This window comes from Arthrobacter sp. 05N33_2 (assembly GCF_056397425.1).
This window is the reverse complement of the sequence record NZ_JBFTNJ010000074.1, coordinates 1-15818: the sequence shown is the minus strand read 5'-3', so window position 1 is coordinate 15818 and position 15818 is coordinate 1. Positions and strand designations below refer to the sequence as shown.

General features: G+C 68.0%; 17 protein-coding genes. 6 read left to right on the top strand and 11 right to left on the bottom strand.

Features of this window, described 5'->3' with window-relative positions:
- Positions 1-933: MFS transporter (locus tag AC1DHX_RS18270; RefSeq protein WP_476900323.1), on the bottom strand; the 933-nt coding region annotated here is incomplete at its 3' end.
- Between the two features lie 341 nt (positions 934-1274).
- Here AC1DHX_RS18270 and AC1DHX_RS18265 point away from each other — a divergent pair.
- Both AC1DHX_RS18265 and trxB read left to right on the top strand, forming a co-directional pair.
- Positions 1275-1916 carry a LysE family translocator gene (locus AC1DHX_RS18265; protein ID WP_476858671.1) on the top strand — a complete coding sequence of 214 codons (642 nt, stop codon included), beginning with the start codon at positions 1275-1277 and terminating at the stop codon, positions 1914-1916.
- Positions 1917-2048: 132 nt separating this feature from the next.
- Positions 2049-3041, top strand: a complete 993-nt coding sequence (gene trxB, locus AC1DHX_RS18260; RefSeq protein WP_476900322.1) for a thioredoxin-disulfide reductase — start codon at positions 2049-2051, stop codon at positions 3039-3041.
- Between the two features lie 61 nt (positions 3042-3102).
- On the opposite strand, the gene AC1DHX_RS18255 is transcribed toward trxB, so the two are convergent.
- The 5 genes from AC1DHX_RS18255 to ribA all read right to left on the bottom strand — a co-directional run bounded on the left by AC1DHX_RS18255 (position 3103) and on the right by ribA (position 8860).
- A complete protein-coding gene (locus tag AC1DHX_RS18255) occupies positions 3103-4236 on the bottom strand; it encodes a hypothetical protein (protein WP_476858673.1) in 1134 nt (377 codons plus the stop codon).
- Between the two features lie 257 nt (positions 4237-4493).
- The gene (locus AC1DHX_RS18250) at positions 4494-5000 is read right to left on the bottom strand and encodes a universal stress protein (RefSeq protein WP_223916985.1); all 507 of its coding nucleotides are present in this window, start codon (positions 4998-5000) and stop codon (positions 4494-4496) included.
- Between the two features lie 124 nt (positions 5001-5124).
- Positions 5125-5982, bottom strand: a complete 858-nt coding sequence (locus AC1DHX_RS18245) for an SDR family oxidoreductase (RefSeq protein ID WP_476900321.1) — start codon at positions 5980-5982, stop codon at positions 5125-5127.
- A gap of 117 nt (positions 5983-6099) precedes the next feature.
- Entirely contained in the window at positions 6100-6897 is a 798-nt protein-coding gene (locus AC1DHX_RS18240) for a dioxygenase family protein (protein WP_028276744.1), read from the bottom strand.
- Positions 6898-6940: 43 nt separating this feature from the next.
- Complete coding sequence (gene ribA, locus AC1DHX_RS18235) at positions 6941-8860, bottom strand: GTP cyclohydrolase II RibA (RefSeq protein WP_476858675.1); 1920 nt, start codon at positions 8858-8860, stop codon at positions 6941-6943.
- A 224-nt stretch (positions 8861-9084) separates the two neighbouring features.
- Between ribA and AC1DHX_RS18230 the strand changes: the two genes are divergently transcribed.
- Both AC1DHX_RS18230 and AC1DHX_RS18225 read left to right on the top strand, forming a co-directional pair.
- The gene (locus AC1DHX_RS18230) at positions 9085-9423 is read left to right on the top strand and encodes a YnfA family protein (protein ID WP_476858676.1); all 339 of its coding nucleotides are present in this window, start codon (positions 9085-9087) and stop codon (positions 9421-9423) included.
- A 33-nt stretch (positions 9424-9456) separates the two neighbouring features.
- Positions 9457-9861 carry a type II toxin-antitoxin system VapC family toxin gene (locus AC1DHX_RS18225; RefSeq protein WP_476858677.1) on the top strand — a complete coding sequence of 135 codons (405 nt, stop codon included), beginning with the start codon at positions 9457-9459 and terminating at the stop codon, positions 9859-9861.
- 12 nt (positions 9862-9873) lie between these two features.
- On the opposite strand, the gene AC1DHX_RS18220 is transcribed toward AC1DHX_RS18225, so the two are convergent.
- Positions 9874-11289, bottom strand: a complete 1416-nt coding sequence (locus AC1DHX_RS18220; RefSeq protein ID WP_476858678.1) for an aminotransferase-like domain-containing protein — start codon at positions 11287-11289, stop codon at positions 9874-9876.
- Here AC1DHX_RS18220 and AC1DHX_RS18215 point away from each other — a divergent pair.
- Positions 11288-12271: a DMT family transporter gene (locus AC1DHX_RS18215; RefSeq protein WP_476858679.1), complete on the top strand. Its 984-nt coding sequence runs from the start codon at positions 11288-11290 to the stop codon at positions 12269-12271. The two genes, AC1DHX_RS18220 and AC1DHX_RS18215, sit on opposite strands and share 2 nt — an antisense overlap.
- A gap of 88 nt (positions 12272-12359) precedes the next feature.
- A complete protein-coding gene (locus AC1DHX_RS18210) occupies positions 12360-13034 on the top strand; it encodes an FMN-binding negative transcriptional regulator (RefSeq protein WP_476858680.1) in 675 nt (224 codons plus the stop codon).
- A 160-nt stretch (positions 13035-13194) separates the two neighbouring features.
- Here AC1DHX_RS18210 and AC1DHX_RS18205 read toward each other — a convergent pair whose 3' ends face one another.
- The 4 genes from AC1DHX_RS18205 to AC1DHX_RS18190 form a co-directional block, all read right to left on the bottom strand.
- The gene (locus tag AC1DHX_RS18205) at positions 13195-13596 is read right to left on the bottom strand and encodes a hypothetical protein (protein ID WP_476858681.1); all 402 of its coding nucleotides are present in this window, start codon (positions 13594-13596) and stop codon (positions 13195-13197) included.
- A gap of 40 nt (positions 13597-13636) precedes the next feature.
- The gene (locus AC1DHX_RS18200; RefSeq protein ID WP_476858682.1) at positions 13637-14359 is read right to left on the bottom strand and encodes an SDR family NAD(P)-dependent oxidoreductase; all 723 of its coding nucleotides are present in this window, start codon (positions 14357-14359) and stop codon (positions 13637-13639) included.
- A 20-nt stretch (positions 14360-14379) separates the two neighbouring features.
- A complete protein-coding gene (locus AC1DHX_RS18195) occupies positions 14380-15147 on the bottom strand; it encodes an SDR family NAD(P)-dependent oxidoreductase (RefSeq protein WP_476900320.1) in 768 nt (255 codons plus the stop codon).
- Positions 15137-15818: MFS transporter (locus AC1DHX_RS18190; RefSeq protein WP_476900319.1), on the bottom strand; the 682-nt coding region annotated here is incomplete at its 5' end. The genes AC1DHX_RS18195 and AC1DHX_RS18190, both read right to left, overlap by 11 nt.

Sequence of the window (15818 nt, the reverse complement as noted above, 5' to 3'; positions counted from 1 at the left end):
GGACAGACCTGACTGCATCGCGTTGTATCCGAGCACCATCTGAAGGTAGATGGGCAGCACGATCATGGTGCCGCCCAGAGCGATCTGCTGGAGCATTTGTCCCGTGGCACCAAAGCGGAAGGCTTTTGCCTGGAACAGGTCCGGATCCAGCAGCGTCGGCTTGTTGCGGCGTTTGCGCTGAAGGAGCCAGTAGACCAGGCCGCCCAGTCCGACGGCACCCACGGCCAGGAGTGCGCCCACTGCCTCGCCGCCTTCCTGCCAGACCAGGATTCCGAGCACGACGCCGCCCATGCCGACGATGGACAGAAGTGATCCGAAGAGATCCAGTTCCCGGGGCCCGGTGTACGGCACGTCTTTGACGAGCTTGATTCCGGACAGGACGACCGCGATGATGAGGGCCTCGAGCAGGAAGGCGACGCGCCAGGACAGGAACGTGGTGAGGAAGCCCCCGAGCAGAGGCCCGACGGCGGCGGCGATCGCGGCCGACGCGCCGACCAGGGCGTAGACCCGGTGCTGGGCATCTCCCTCGAAATTTCCGTGGATGAGGGACTGCATGGCGGGAAGGAGCAGCGAGGCGCCAAGGCCGCCGATCAGGGCCCAGCAGATGATCACCGGGAGGAGGGTCTGGGCCAGGGTCATCGCCACGGCGCCGACGGCGTAGCAGGAAAGCCCAATGACGTAGGCGCGCTTGCGTCCGATCAGGTCGCCGATCTTGCCGCCGATCAGGATAAAGGCCGCGGATACCAGCGCCTCGAGGGCGATTGTCGACTGGAGTCCGCTGACGGTCGCACCTATGTCGTCCACCACCGCGGAGATCGAGACGTTCATGATCGACGTGTCGACAACCAGCACGAACATCGCCATCGCCAGCAGCAGCGCCAGCCTTTGGTTGAACTGCACCGGCGGGGTCCCGGCGTCCTTCGGAGAGTTCATCGCGGTCCGCCTCCCACACTCGATGGCTCGCTCGGGTCCACCACACAACCGGACATGTCGCCTCCTCTGGAGCAGACCGGGCAGTTCACGCATGAGCATGGTCCTGCAGGCACATCCCACCAGCGCCCACCGCAATGCGATGCTGATGCAAAGCTAGCGGTCCGGCGTCCTGACCGAATCATGCCCAGCGGGTGAGGTTGCTGCCACCTTCCGTCGGCAACGAGGCGGGGCTGCGCTCCGGTGGTGCCCGCGATGGCCTAACGTAGAAGGCTGCCCGGGTTTCGTTCCCGGGCGAAATTCACCACCCACCGCCACAGACTGACGCCCGGAGGAAATCCCAGATGCTGGAACAACTGGCAGCCTTCGTGCTGACCTGCCTGGTCGTAGTGGTGGTGCCCGGACCCGACTTTGCGCTTGTCATCAGGAATGCCCCCCGCGGCACACGGGCGGCAACCACAGCCGCCGCCGGCATCATGGTTGGCAACACGATCCTTGCCGTACTGGCGGTGCTCGGTGTCACGGCGCTGCTGGGGGCCTCGGAAGTTGTCGGGACCGGGATCAGAATTGCCGGGGCCGCCTACCTGCTCTACCTGGGCCTGCGCGCCTTCGCTGAGGCGTTCGCCAGAAAACCCAAACCCAGCCAACCCCCGTCACCGGCAGCAGAACGCCAACGCGGCGGCAGCTCACCTTTCGTGCAAGGAATGGTGAGCAACTTGCTCAACCCTAAAGTCGCCGTCTTCTACTTGTCGCTGTTCCCGCAGTTCACTGTCGCCCCGTTGCCGCCCCTCGCCCAGCACGCATTGATGGCGGGCATCTTCCTGCTTATCGCGTTGGCCTGGTACGTGCTGCTGCTCAGCGCGCTCAAGAAAGTGACCGGAGTCCTCGCCCGGCCCCGGACCAGCCGGATCGTCGTCGGGAGTTCAGGCGCCGTCCTGGTCGGGGTTGGCGGCACCATCCTGACTCAGACGCTGGCCTCCGCCTAGCCGCCCGGGCACACTCCCGCGCAGCGTCCCCGGGTGTCTAAACTCCGGATCAACCCCGGAGGCGTTGATAAGCGCCCCACAGGGCGGGATGATCAGCACATGCCCGGCAACCGTCACCGAAGGAGCCCGACCGTGAGCGCCGCCATCAAGACAACCGAGAAGCTGATCATCATCGGGTCCGGCCCCGCGGGCTACACCGCGGCGATCTACGCCGCCCGGGCCGGGCTTGAGCCGCTCGTCATCGCCGGCGCGGTCACCGCCGGCGGCGCCCTCATGAATACCACCGAGGTGGAAAACTTCCCCGGCTTCCCGGGCGGCATCCAGGGCCCTGAGCTCATGGACGGGCTGCAGCAGCAGGCCGAAAAGTTTGGCGCGAAGGTGGTGTTCGACGACGTCACCGAGGTGCGGCTCGCCGGGCACCTGAAGCGTGTCGCCACCGGCGGCGGCGAGACCCATGAAGCCCCTGCGGTCATCCTCGCTACGGGCTCGGCGTACAAGGAACTGGGGCTGCCGGAGGAGAAGAAGTTCAGCGGCCACGGGCTCTCCTGGTGCGCCACCTGYGACGGCTTCTTCTTCCGCGASCAGGACATCATCGTGGTCGGCGGCGGCGACTCGGCGATGGAGGAGGCCACGTTCCTGACCCGCTTCGGCAAATCGGTGACCGTGGTGGTCCGCAAGGGCGAACTGCGCGCCTCCCGGATCATGGCCCAGCGGGCCAAGGACAACCCCAAGATCAGGTTCGCCTGGAACTCCGCCGTCACCGCGATCCACGGCAACGGCAAGGTCACMGGTGTGACCCTGACCGACACCCGCACCGGCGACACCCGGCAGCAGGCCGCCACGGGCATCTTCGTCGCGATCGGGCACGTGCCCCGGACCGAGCTTTTGGCCGGCCAGATTGACCTCGATGCCGACGGCTACATCCAGGTCGACTCCCCTACGACGGTCACCAACCTGACTGGCGTCTTCGCCTGCGGCGACGCCGTGGACCACCGCTACCGCCAGGCCATCACCGCCGCCGGCACCGGCTGCGCCGCGGCCTTGGACGCCGAACGCTTCCTGTCCGCGCTCGAGGACGCCGACAGCATCGCCACAGCGCTGGTCGAAGAACCGACGCACTCCTAGGCGAGCCTTGAAGCGGCCCTTCCCGACGGCACTCTCCGGCACCGGCAGGGCCCCGCGGTACTTATGGGTCGGTCGCCGCGCTGTCTGTTGCAGAAACTGGCCGGTCCGCAGGCTCAGCCGGCGCTGACAGCGGGGGGACAAGCAGGTTAGCCTCAAGCTGGTCGGCATCGACGGCTGCGAGGTTACGGATCAGGATGATGAGCCAGGCGAAGATCAGCGACGCGGCGATCAGCTCCACTGCGGTCAGGTTGTAGTAGCCCACCGGGAACCACATCACCGCGGCGGCCACGATGACCGCCAGGAAGAGCCACCCCAGCGCAGCGAAGGTGGCCGACACGGACGGAACCAGCGTGCGGATGCGGACAATGAGGGACGCGAAGACCACCACCATGCCGGACGCGACCAGGGTGTGGAGCCCGAAGCGCTCATCGACGGGGAACAATCCCACGCAGGCGAGGAAGACGCCGATCAGGGCGATCCCGCCTTCGAGCAGCCTCACCCGATGCAGCGCGGACGGGGACTTCGCGGTCGCCGCGAGGGTCGCCGTCGCATATCCCGCCAGCGTGGAGATGACGACGCCGGCGACGATCAGGGTGAAGTTGAACGCCACTCCGGAGACGTCGGAGCTCATGCCGAGGGCACTGAGGTTCTCCTGCCACCACAGTGGATTCTGTGCGGTGAGCATGCTCGTGAGCAGGCCGGTGACCAGGAAGCCGGCGAGGAGGGCGGCGAGCCGGTAGGCGGTCATGCTGAGCGCGGACAGGTAGGCGATATAGGCGCTGATGGCTCCCGTGGTCCCGACCAGGACAGCGGCCGCGAACGGGTAGACGACCGCACCGATGAACGCCTGCTGAAACAGCGAAAAGAGCGCCAGCCAGCCGAGCAGGAAGATGCATGCGTGCGCCAGCGCGAGTGCGGCGATATCGATGGACGTGCGGATCCGGCCTCCCCCGCGGGCCTCCGGTGCCACAGCCGGACGACGTTGCAGGCAACCGGCCACCACCGCCCCGGCGCCCACCACTGCCGTGCTGATCGAGGCAATGTCACCGATTGAACCCCGTCCGGACAACGGGACCGGTTCCCGCCCGATCAGCAGAATAGCGATGCCGCCCAGGACGAGGAAGGCGGCGCTGCCGACGAAGAGCGCCCGGGCCTCTGACGTGACGGCTGCTGGCTTGTTCGGGTTTACCATCACTCACTTCGATTCGCTGGCGTTGACGGCTCGTGCAGTTCCGCCGTCAGCGTCAGCCCCTCGTGCTCCAGCAATCTTTCGCATCCCGGGCGCTCGCACACCGGCGGTACTCCAACGCTATGGCCGCGGCGGCCCGGGGCCGTCACCCGGAACGGATGAACCCGCGCCGCCGGCCTTCGGTTTGTTGGCGCGCTGCTGGCCCGCTGTTGGCCCGCTGTTGGCCCGCCTTCGGTGGACGGAACGCACGGCCGGCGCGTGCGTCACTGACCCGCGTGCGGAACGACCAGTACGGGCCGGCCCTGCAGACGGGTCAGGGAAACGCTGACCGAGCCCTCCAGGAGCCGGCCCATCTGGGCAATCCGCCCAGGCCGCTGCCCGCCGACAATCAGCGCAGCCGCGTCCGCGCTCTGCGCCAGCCGGTCCAGGGCGTGGGCAACTTCGCCGTTCAGCACCCGGAAGGACCATGCCCCGCCGGGAGGACCGAGAATGCCCTCAAGGCAGCTGAGCAGCTGTGAGGCCGGGTATTCGGCTTCGACATTCGGGGCGGGATCCAGTGAGGTGCCATCCAGGACTCCGGCGGGCTCCCACTCCGTGAGGTAGCTCGCCGGGTCCACGAACGCGCAAATCAGGTGCACTCCCATGATCGCGGCGAGCCCGGCGGCGGCCCGTACCAGGCGCCCGTCGAATTCCCACGGCACACCGACAACCAGCGGGCCGTCCGACCATTCGCCGGCCCCGGCCTGCTGAAAATCACCGGGAGTTTCCATGGGTCCTGTCAGTCGAGGCGCGCACCCGCAGGATGTCTATGCCTTGCGGGCGCAGCGGGAATCCACGCCTTCATTATGCCCACTCCCGGCCTTCCGGTCTCGCGGCCTCCCTGGGGAGTGCGGATTAGCTCGCGGCGGCGGACGTCAGAGCCTGCAACAGCGGCGTCGTCGGCCGCCCGATCAGCCGGGACAGCTCGCCCGTGACGGTGGCCAGCAGGCCCGCCTCGGTGTCCGCGTCCAGGGCTGCGAGGAATCCCGCGGTGCCCGCGTCGAGGCCGRCCGCGGTCAGGACCTCAACCAGTTCCGGGGCGGAGACGGGCTGGTAGACAACTTCCCGGCCCGTGATCCGGGTGATCGCCGTCGCCAGTTCCTTGAAGTTCCAGGCGTAGTCGCCGGAGAGTTCGTACGTGCGGCCCTCGTGCCCGGCGGAGCTGAGCACCGCCGCGGCCGCGGCCGCGTAGTCAGCCCGCGTCGCGCTGGCCACCCTGCCGTCACCGGCAGYGGCCACGACGGCGCCCGTCTGCTTGGCCGTCGCCACGGTCTGGGCGTAGTTCTCGGTGTACCAGCCGTTGCGCAGGATGGTGTTGTCGAGTCCCGACGCGCGGATGAGCTCCTCTGTTGCCTTGTGCTCGGGCGCCAGGATCAGTTCGGTGGTGTCCGCGGCCAGGACGGATGTGTAGGCGATGAACCCGACGCCGGCGGCCCTGGCAGCGTCGATGACGTTGCCGTGCTGCGCCACCCGGGAGCCCACCTCGCTTCCGGAAACCAGCAGGAGCCTGTCAACGCCCGTAAGCGCAGCCTCGAGAGCCGCGGGATCGGAATAGTCCGCGACGCGCACCTGGACGCCACGTGCAACCAGCTCCCGGGCTTTCGCGGCGTCGCGCACGATGGCCACCAGCGAATCCGGTTCCTGGCTGGTGAGCAGTTCATCGAGGACCAGCCTGCCCAGCTGTCCTGTCGCACCCGTTACTGCAATCGTCATGTTGCGCTCCTCATCAGTGGTCAAGCCACGTCACGTTATGGTTGGCCGGCGATCCGGCACTGGCGGACATAACCGGACCCCGGTCCGGTTCATTCCCCTTGTTACGTTGTGCGACCGCTACGTCAGGGTCCACGACCGCTTGGACAACCCGAACCAGAACCCGTCGATTGCTGTCCTGGCCTGGATGTCTCCCGAGCCGTACGCAGCCCCGAGGGCAACATAGAGCGGAGCCCAATGCTCGCTGCGGGGGTGCGCTTCCCGGGCGGCGGGTGCCTTGTTCAGGAAGTCGAGGATGGAGTCGACATCGCCGCGGGCCATGGCCTCCTCCGCCCAGTGGTCGAATTCGCTGGAGGCCGCGGGAGGGGCGGAGTCCGGTCCCCCGGCGGGATTAAACCAGCGCAGGTTGTGCGTCGTGAATCCCGATCCGACAATCAGCGTGCCCCGCTCCCGCAAGGGCCCCAGCGACATGCCGAGGTCGAACAACCCCTGAGGATCAAGCGTCGGCATGGACATCTGCACGACCGGCACGTCGGCGTCGGGGTACATCTCCTTCAGCGGAACGTAGGCGCCATGGTCCAGCCCGCGGCTTTCATCGCGCTCCACGTGGTGGCCGTGGCCGGCGACGAGCTTCTCGACTTCGGCAGCCAGCTCGGGCGCCTGCGGGGCGTCATAGGCCACCTCGTAGTACTTTTGCGGGAAACCGCCGAAGTCGTAGACCAGGCCCGGATCCCGCCCGGTTGCACTGAGCGTCACGGGGGCGTTTTCCCAGTGGGCGGAGACCATGAGGATGTCCCGGGGCTTGCCGAAGGTGCCGGACCAGTCGTGGAGTTCGCGGGTCCACGTGGAGTCGTCGGCCAGCGGCGGTGCGCCATGGCTGAGGAAGAGAACCGGGGGGCGGTCAGTGGTCTGAGTCATGGGATCATCCTAATCCATTTTGATTGAAGCTTCAAGCTTTCGGTCAGAACGAGGGCACACTGAACCCAAGACCCAGAAGGCCCCGGCCCGCCTGCTCGAGAACCGGATCCCTCGTCAGCGCCGCATGGTTCATCAGGACATTGACGTCGCGCTGGATCCGCTGGAGCGGATGCGACAGCCGGTGCACGCTCCCGCCGGATCCCAGCATGATCACCCGAACCGCCTCGGCCGACGCCTCGCCGCTCAGGGCGAGGGACAGCCGGTACTGCCCGCGGTCCGGCTCCGTCATGGTCGAAGGCCCGCGCGCATGGGCGGCACAGACCACCCGGACCGCCTCCTGCCAGTGCAGCCGCGCGGTGGCCACCAGCCCGAAGGCGTGCGCATACCGGACTTGCGCGAGCGGGGAGTCCGCCTGGCGGCTCTCCACGGTGTGCTTGACCTTCCGGACCAGAACCAGCTCGCGGAACAGGTCGAGCGCGTATTCGGCAGACCCCAGGGCAGCGGCCGGGGCCACCATGTTCAGCAGCGCGCCCATGGGGGTATGGATCAGCGGATCCGCGTGGAGCAGGCTCCCCGGATTGGTTTCCGCGCCCAGGAGTTCCCAGTCCAGAGTTCGATGCTCCGGGACGAACAGGTTCCCTGCCCGAATGTCGTTGCTCCCGGTACCCCTCAGGCCGGCCGTCTGCCACACGTCGAGGAGCTCGACGTCGGCCAGCGGCACCAGGCACTGGAGGCGCACGTCGCCGTGCTGCGCGGCGAGCAGCGCCCACTGGGCATGCATGACCCCGGAGGCAAAGGTCCACCGGCCCGAGATGGAATAGCCTCCCGGCACTTTCCTGGCCACTCCAGCCGGCGCCCCGGTAGCGGCCGCCAAGGGAGCCGGTCCGTTCGCAAAGACCTCGTCCTGCGCATCCCGCGGCCACCGCGCGAGCATCCAGACATGTTCGATCAGATGGCCGGCACTCCACGCCGTGGAGGCGCACCCCCGGGCAAGCCGGCGCACCACCTCCACATAGGTTTCCAGGCCCATGCCGAATCCGCCGACCCCCTTCGGGGAAAGCATGTGGAAGATTTCGGCCGCGTGCAGCTCCTCCATGGTGGCGTCCGGAATGCGCCGGAGCTCCTCGGTTTCCGCGGCCCGCTCGCGCAGGCCGGGCACGAGCCCCTGGACCCGGGCGAGCATGTCGTCATGGGTCGGGACGGCCGCCGCCGCCCGGGCACCGGCCCGGGACGCAGCCCCGACGTCGCCAGGGGCACCGCCGGGCGCACCGGCGACGGGTCCGGCGTCGGACGGGAGCACGAGCGTGTGGCCGGTATGGTCGCGTTTTGCGGCCAGGTACCGAAGATTGGCCGCCGAGGCATGGACGCCGGTGGCGACCTGCCCGGACACTTCGAGGCCGAGGCCGGTCAGCTGGGCTGCCTTGTCCGGGTTGTTGCTGAGCAGCCGCAGCGTGCCGGTACCCATTGCCCCCAGCATCTGGGCCGCCGCCGTGTAGTCCCGCTCGTCTTCGCCGTGGCCCAGGGCCAGATTCGCGGCGTAGGTGTCCAGGCCGCCATCCTGCAGTGCGTAGGCGTCAAGCTTCGAATACAGGCCGATGCCGCGGCCTTCCTGGCGGAGGTAGAGCAGGAAGCCCCCCTCGGCGGCAATCCGCTCCACGGCCTCCCGCAGCTGCGGGCCACAATCGCACCGCTGGCTCCCGAATACGTCGCCGGTGAGGCACTCGCTGTGCAGCCGCACCAGCGGTCCGGCACCGCCTCGCGCCGCGCCCTGCAGCGCCTCCTCCCACTCGCCGAGGGCCAGCAGCAGGTGCTCCTTGCCGTCGGCGAGCCCGCTAAAGGTCAGCACTTCGGCAACGGCTTCGAACCCGTCCGGGAAGCGCAGCGGCACGAAGACGCGGCTGCGCACGGCGGCCGAAGGTGCTGCGGCCTTCGGCGTTGCAGTGGTTTCTGGCGCAAGGGTCATCTCGGGTCCTCAGGTATTGGGCAACAGGTGCTGCTGTTGGCGGGGCAGAGCCGTCATGCCAGTCGGCTTCGAGCGACACGGTCTTTCCGGCCGCGTTTACTTGAACCTTAAAGTTATAGGCCCGGGTGGCAGGTGATGCAAGCGATGACCCCGCATGACGGCCGGGCGGGCGCGTCGGCGCGCACCGGCCCGGATTGGCAACCAGCCGGTGCCATCATGAGGGCGTGACTATCCCGAAAACCATCCTGTTGTTCATCCTCGCCGCCGTTGCCGAAATTGGTGGGGCCTGGCTCGTCTGGCAGTCCGTCCGCGAGGGCCGGGCCTGGTGGTGGGCCGGGCTGGGTGTCGTGGCGCTGGGCATCTACGGCTTTGCCGCGACTTTGCAGCCTGACGCACACTTCGGGCGTATTCTCGCCGCGTACGGCGGCGTGTTCGTGGCCGGCTCACTGGCCTGGGGCATGATCTTCGACGGCTTCCGGCCCGACCGGTGGGACGTCCTGGGTTCGGTGATCTGCCTGTTCGGGGTCGCCGTCATCATGTTCGCGCCCCGCGAGGCCGGATGACCGCTGCTGTCCCCAGGAAAGGATCCAGTAACCATGACCCGATTCGTGATTGGCCCTGACGTTGCCCTTCATCTTGCCCTCGAAAGGCCGGCGGTTTCAGACGATCACCAGCTCGTGGCCCCGACGCTCCTCCGCTCGCAGGTGCTCTCGCTCCTGTACCAGTCAGTCCGGCGCGGCGACGTGACGCGGGCCGATGCCAATCGTCAGCTCGACTACATCCGGGGCCTTCGCATCCGGCTCCTCGGCGACCGCGTCCTGCAACGCACCGCGTGGAGCCTCGCCGAGGAACTTGGCTGGGATGACACCCTCGACGCCGAATACGTGGCCCTGGCCCGGCTTCAGGCAGACGCCTTTGTGACACTCGACGCCGGGCTCGCCCGCTCCGTGCAGGGCCTCGTGACGCTCGCGGCACCTGCGGCGCTGCTCACGCCGGTGTAGGGCGGCGGCCGGCTACCGCCCGGCGGTGCGTTCGAGCACCTGGCCGAGGATCCGCGCGCCTTCCCGGAAAGCACCCGGATTGGGTCCGGCGAAGTTCAGCCGGATGAACGGTCCGGCCGGTTCGGCCGGGAACCACTCGGTACCGGCCGCGATGATGACCCCCGCGGCCTCGCAGTCCCCGACGAACTTGTCGACGTCGGTCCCGTCGGGAAGGCGGGCCCAGAGATTGAGTCCGCCCGTGGGCACGTGCTCCACGTGGGCCAGCGGGGCATGCTCCCGCAGGCTGCTGAGCATGAGATCTCGGCGGGACTGGAGCTGCAGCCGCAGTCCGCGCAGGTGCGTCTGCCATCCCGGCTGCGTTACGACGTCGAGGGCCGCCGCCTGGAGAACGCCGCTGACATACATGGACTCGGCGCCCCGGTCGGCCAGGATGCGATCACGTGCCGGGCCGCGGGCGATCACCGCGGCAATGCGTATGGCCGGGGACACGCTCTTTGTCAGCGAACGGAGATAAACGACATGGCCGGAATCGTCGAGGCTGGCGACGGGCACGGAATCCGTGGTGATGCCGAAGTCATGGGCCCAGTCATCCTCCACCAGGAAAGCACCGTGTTCGCGCACCACGTCGAGCACCTGCTCCCGCAGGCGGGCGGGCCATTGCGCGCCGGTGGGATTGGCATAGTTCGGCTGTGCGTAGAACAGCCGCGCGCCGGTCTCGTCAAAGGCGCGGGCCAGGTCCTCAGGGTCCGGGCCTTCGGGACCGCTGGGTACCGGAACAACCCGGACACCGGACTGCGCCGCGGCCTGGAGCGCCCCCCAGTAGGTCGGGGATTCCACCAGCAACGGCTGCCCGCTGCCGACCAGTGCCCGGAACACGGAACTGAGCCCGCCCTGGCTCCCCGGGAGTACTATCACGTCGCGCGGCGTTGGCGGGGCGACGCCGGCCCCAGTGGCAGCCCGGAGCTCGTGCGCGAACCAGGATTGCAGGTCGGGCAGGCCCGCGGCAGGCGGACGTGACAGGGCAGCCTCACCCCGGGCAGCCCGGGTCAGGGCCGCCCTGACCAGCCGCTCGGGCAGCAGTTCCCGGTCCGGGTAGCCTGAATGGAAGGCGATGACGTCGTTTGGGGCGCTGCGCATCGCAGTGGAGACGGGGCGGAGCGGCGCCCGGGGCGATCCCAGCGCCGTCGTCTGCCAGCCGTAGTCCACCGGCCGCGCTGTTCGAACGGCCCGCACGAACGTCCCGACGCCGGGGCGGCTCTCGATCAGGCCCTGCGCGGAGAGGGTCCGCAGGACCTTTTGCACGGTCACGGGGCTGGCCTGGTACTCGGCGACCAGGGAACGCGTGGAAGGCAGCCGGGCGCCCGGCGCGGCGGCCGCAATCCATCCCCGGAGCCGCGCCGCCATCCGCGAAGTGCTATCGTAAGACATGAATGACAATAGTAGCGCTACTCAGGGAATCGATCAACCGTTATCGTCCCGGCCGGCAGCCGGACTGTGGTGGGGATTCGTCGGCGTCGCCGCATTCTCCTTCACTCTGCCGTTCACCCGGGTGGCGGTTGCGGGGTTGTCTCCGTTGTTTATCGGATCGGGCCGGGCTGTTGTTGCGACCGTTCTCGCCGCGTTCGCCCTCACTTTGACCCGGCAGCGCCTGCCCCGGGGAGCCCAGTGGGCGCGTATTGCGGTGGTCGCCGGCGGGGTGGTGATCGGATTCCCGCTGCTGACCTCCTTCGCCCTCACCTCGGTTCCCGCCAGCCACGGCGCGGTTGTTATTGCGCTGCTCCCCGCGGCGACCGCAACGCTGGCGGTGATCCGCGGCCACGAACGGCCGCCCAGGCCTTTCTGGATGATCACCGGCGCGGGCGCAGTGGCGGCGATTGGTTTCGCCTCTGCGCAGTCCGGCGGCATCGGGCAACTGCAATTGGCCGACCTGCTGCTGTTCGGCGCCGTCCTCTCGGCGGCAATCGGCTACGCCGAAGGCGGCCTGCTGGCCCGCGAACTCGGGTCGTGGCAGACCGTCTCCTGGGCCCTCGTTCTGTCCTCGCCGCTCATGGCCGGCATCGCGGCGTTCTCTATGGCCAGCCAGCCTCCCTCCGCTACTCCGGTGCAGTGGGCGGCCTTCGCATACTTGGGCGTCGTGAGCATGTTTTTCGGCTTCTTCGCCTGGTACCGCGGCCTGGCCATCGGACCCATGGCGCAGGTCAGCCAGATCCAACTCGTCCAGCCGGTCTTGAGCATCTGCTGGGCCGGGCTCATACTGGGCGAAGACTTGACCTGGGCGACCATCATCGGCGGCACGGCGGTCATCCTCTGTGCCGGCCTGGCCGTCCGCTCCCGGCCAAGTGCGGCGAGGGCGGCGGGAAGCAATCCGTTCGTGCTGGACAGCCCGAAGGACAACGCGAGGGCACTGTGACAGTGAAACAATCCGGCTGATCTGATCACCTGCCCCGCCCCCGAAGCCTCCCAGCCCCAGACCGATCCGCGATCCGAATGGAAGTTCCGTGTACATCCCCGCACATTTCGCCGCCGGCCCCGATGCAGTCCGTCATCTGCTCACGCGCCCGTCCGCGGCCAACCTGGTCACCGCCACCGCGAAGGGCATGCTTGCCACGCTGCTGCCCTTCGTCTTCGACCCCTCGGCCGGTGAGCACGGCGCCCTGCACGCGCATCTGGCCCGCAACAACCCCCAATGGTCTGAACCCGCCCTCGGCGAATCGCTCGCCATTATCCAGGGCGCCGACGCCTACATCTCGCCGCGGTGGTACGCGTCCAAGGCGGAGCACGGACGCGTGGTTCCCACCTGGAACTACTCCACGGCCCACGTGTACGGCACCCTGGTCATCCACGACGATCCCGCCTGGCTCGCCAGCCATGTGAGGCGGCTGAGCAACCACAACGAGGCCGGCTCCGAGCGGCCCTGGACTGTCGAGGATGCCCCGGAGCGCTACATTGCCGGCCAGCTGCGCGCGATCGTCGGCGTCGAGCTTCTCATCACGCGGATCGAGGCGAAGCACAAACTCAGCCAGAACCGGCCCGACGCCGATGTTGACGGTGTGGTGGCCGGGCTGCGGGCCCGCGGTGACCTGGCAAGCGCCGCGGACGTCGAGAACGCACGTGAGGGCCGCGAGCAGATTCACTGCCCGCACTCCGGCTCCCCGGCCGGTCCTGCTTCCTGATCCTGGCACCGGCTGCGCCTGCATCCTGATGGCCGAAGGCTGACCCCGGCACCTGGGCCCGGCCCGGCCGTTTCGCTAGGTTTTCGCTACGAATTCGGGCCGGCGCCGCGGAAAAGGTCAGGCGCTACGGGGATCCCCGTAGCGCCTGACCTGTGGCGTGTCACGTGTCCGTTTCCGTAGCGGAATCCTGTGCCATCTCGTGGCCGAGGTTCATCACCCGGCGCGCCAACTCCCCCGGGTCCGGTTCCCCGGCGCCCAGCGCCCCCGTGCCCAGTTCACCCGCTCCCAGTTCACCCGTGCCCAGTTCACCCGCTCCCAGGCTCCCGGCGGCACGCAGGTCCTGCCGCTGCGGCCCCGGCCTGCCCAGCAGGACAGCGGACCACAGCGCCTGCACGGTTGATACGGCCACTGTAGCTCCCGTCGGCCCCGAGACCAGCCAGCCGCCGCTGGTCGCGGCCACTTTCGGGGCTCCCGGCCAGGATTGGCTGGCACCATTGATCGTTTGGGCGACAATCAGGTGCTGCCGCAGCGTTCTGACCGGACCCAGGACAGGATCGCTCACCACATTTCGTCCACAGGCACCGCACATATGGGCCTCCCTCCTAGGGCATGACGTCACCGGAATTTGGCCCGAGAGTCTGCCCCACATACAAGTTGCCGCCGGGATCGCTGGCCAAAAGCAGCGCCGTCGGCGCCACCTCGTCCGCCAGCCCGAAGCGCAGCAGCGGCAGCCCGGCACGCTTCGCCGCCTTCCACTCCTCCGAGATGCCGTCAACCAGGGGCGTTTCGATGGGGCCCGGGGCAATGTTGTTGACCAGCACGTTGTCGGCGGCAGTTTCCAGGGCCAGCGCCTTGGTCAGCCCCACGACTCCGGCTTTGGCGGCACTGTAGTGGCTGAGCCCGGTGCCGCCCTTGATGGCCAGCTGGGAGGCGATGTTGATGATCCGGCCCCACTTCTGCTGCCGCATCTCCCCCACCACCTCCCGGCAGCAGAGGAAGACACCGGTCAGGTCAACGGCAATCGTCTCGTTCCACATGGCAAGTGTCATGTCTTCCAGCGGCGATTCCGTCAGAAGGCCGGCACTGTTCACAAGAATGTCGATGCTGCCGAGCCGGGACCGTGCTTCGGCAAAGGCCGCCTTCACGCTCGCCTCGTCCGAGACGTCGACGGCGATGCTTCCCGCCGCGCCCGACCGGTCCAGGACGGCGACTCTGTCGCCGTTGGCGGTGAAGGCCTCGGCGATGGCCTTGCCGATGCCGCTGGCTCCGCCCGTAACCACAACGGCGCGGCCCTCCGTTTTCCGGGAGGCGTCAGGGTTGTTCATTCTTGTCCTTCCGAGGCTTTTCAGGCACGCATCTTGATGGTGAGGCCGCCGTCAACAATCAGGGACTGGCCCGTGACGTAGACAGCGTCATCGGAGGTCAGGAAGCCGATCACGCTGGCAACCTCCTGGGGACGTCCGACCCGGCCCCAGGGGATTTCCAAACCGGCGCGCTGCAGGCCCTCGGGCCCGAGGGAATTCACCGGATCCAGGGACTGGGGAGTTTCGATCAGTCCGGGGATAACGGCGTTGGCGCGGATGCCGCGCGGCCCCAACTCTGCGGCCACACTGCGGATCAGGCCGAGCACGCCGGCCTTGGCGGCTGCGTAGTGGGCATGTTCCTCCCAGCCGTAGACGCCACCGGCAATAGAGGACACGGCAACCATCGCTCCGCCGTCGGTCATCTTCGCGGACCCGGCGCGCAGGGTCCGCAACACGCCGGTGAGGTCGACGTCGAGCATGTCGTGCCAGCGCTGATCGGTCATCTCCGCCAGGGGCGAGTTGCGCAGGATTCCGGCATTGGCCACGGCGTAGTCCAGGCGGSCGTACTCGTCGACGGCGCGTTCGGCGAAGGCATCGACAGACGCGGTACTGCGGACATCCACTTCCTGGATAATCCCCTGGCCGCCGGCGTCCTTCACGAGGCGAAGGGTTTCCTCCGGGTCGTGCGGGTCGCCGGGAAAGGTTCCGATGACAGAATGCACGCCGCGGTGGGCGTAGTGGACCGCGAGGGCCCGTCCAATGCCGCTGGCCGCTCCGGTGATCACGGCCACCCTGTTCTCAGGCGTCATGGGGGTGGTCCTCGAGCAGGGCTTCGACCGGCGGCTTCGCGGCGATCATCAGCAGGCCGGAGAAAAGGGTTCCGGCCGCGCCGACCCACAAGGCTGCAGCACCGGTTCCTACGCTGGCGGCCGCTAGCGTGAACAGGAAACCACCGAGAATGGTGCCGGGCTGGCTCATTGCGCCGATAAAGGCTGTGCCGGTGGCACGGCAGCTGACGGGGTAGCACTCCGCCATGAAGTACTGGATCGCGGCGTACGGTCCGACCAGGAAGAACAGTCCGGCGCCGTAGGTGACGATGATCATGAAGGGGTCCGTGGCAAGGGGGCTGAGCATGATGGCGAAGGAGATGCCGGAGATAATCCAGCCTCCGATGATGGTCCGCTTGCGGCCGATCTTGTCACCGAGCCACCCATGGAAGACATAGCCGAAGTACGCCAGCCCGTTGATGACGATCAGCATCCAGAAGGCGTCAGAAAGTTCCACACCCTTGGCGTTCTTCAGGACAGAACTGCCGAGAATGCTGAAAATAAGGATGCCGAAGAAGTTGAAGATCCAGGCCAGCGACAAGACGATCGTATTCCGGCGCAGGTGCGGCTCCCAGATGCGCTTGAGCGGGGCCGCGGAGGAGTGCTCGACGCCGAATGCATGGGCCAGCGAATGGGCTTCCTCGGTCTTGCCG